This window comes from Candidatus Latescibacterota bacterium (genome assembly GCA_019038625.1).
Classification (GTDB): Bacteria; Krumholzibacteriota; Krumholzibacteriia; order Krumholzibacteriales; family Krumholzibacteriaceae; genus JAGLYV01.
In genome coordinates this window covers 1-1,208 of sequence record JAHOYU010000033.1, presented here as the reverse complement: position 1 = coordinate 1,208, position 1,208 = coordinate 1, and the positions used below count along the sequence as shown (strand labels likewise).

Below are 1,208 nucleotides of genomic sequence, written 5' to 3'. Positions count from 1 at the left end.
GAGTCAGTAACTCTGCTTCATAGCCAGCCCCATCCAATATAACCAGAGCTTCACGAGCAACCTCGGCAATCCAGCTTACACGCTCGATCAGCTTGCGATAGGCGCCCTTGACCTGACGTTTTTTGCTCTTGTTGTTGCTGCCACCATTGCGGGCAATAAAGTAGGCGAGCTTTTTGACCTTCTTAATGTGAAACCTGTGCTTGAGAGCCAATTGCGGCAATTCTTGTTGAACTTGCTGCAGTAAACTCGCCAGAGTACGAAAACTGTCCCACAGCAAAGAAGAGTCCGTGGGGTAATGAATGTTTGTTTCATAAACGGTCGTATCCAGACGCAATTTCTCAGGTGAAATCTTCTCCTGCTCTTTTGCGTATTGAGCCAATACACGGTTCATGGTTTCCCAGGTCTTATCGCTCAAAACACAAAAGGCTTTGTCCAGAAAACTGAAGTCCATCATAGGCTTGATGCCAAGACCTACAAAGTGCCGAAGAAACTCGCTGTTTTCGATGCGGATTACCACCTGCCTGAGACTGTCCTGCTCGACGAACATGACGATCAGCGACCGAAGGATTTGCTCAGAAGTGTATTCGCTCTTGCGTCCACGCGTTGATTGTGAAAGCATCCTGACCAGATCCCGATGGACCAGAGAAACCAATTGGGGATTGTCGTCCAGTAGTTGTGAGATCAATCCGTATTTCTCTCTGTATTCGTTCACAACTTTTAGCCTTGATTTGCCGGAGAAGTCAAAGTATTGTTGCCTTGTAGATTTTGTTCTCATTTGCCTGTTCCTTTCTCATTGGTTTTTCGACGATTCAATGATAACAGGAGCAGGCTTTTTTACATGTGAGTTTTTACATAAAATCGTTTCCACAACAGGAACTAGCTAACATAAACGACTCGGGCCCGGGATCGTTTCGCGACGGGATCGACTCGGCCACCGGCCCGCGCACCATCGTCTTCGAGGTCTCGGGCACTATCGAGTTGAAATCGGAGCTTAGAATCCAAAACCAAGGGCTCACCATCGCCGGCCAAACCGCCCCTGGAGACGGCATCACGATCAAGGACAACAAACTCGGCTTCAGCAAATCCTCCGACATTATAGTCCGCTACATCCGCGTGCGTCTGGGCGACAAGAACAAACCTCGGCCCAGTGGCCCCGACGCCGTATCAGTAGACGACTGCGACCACTTCATATTCGACCACGTCTCGAC

At 49.2% G+C, this 1,208-nt stretch carries 2 protein-coding genes; one reads left to right on the top strand and one right to left on the bottom strand.

Features of this window, described 5'->3' with window-relative positions; all coding sequences use genetic code 11:
• Positions 1–775, bottom strand: a 775-nt coding sequence (locus tag KOO63_02360; GenBank protein ID MBU8920680.1) for a hypothetical protein, incomplete at its 3' end; no start/stop codon positions are given.
• Between the two features lie 65 nt (positions 776–840).
• Here KOO63_02360 and KOO63_02355 point away from each other — a divergent pair.
• A partial coding sequence (locus KOO63_02355; protein MBU8920679.1) for a hypothetical protein occupies positions 841–1,208 on the top strand: 368 nt, incomplete at its 3' end.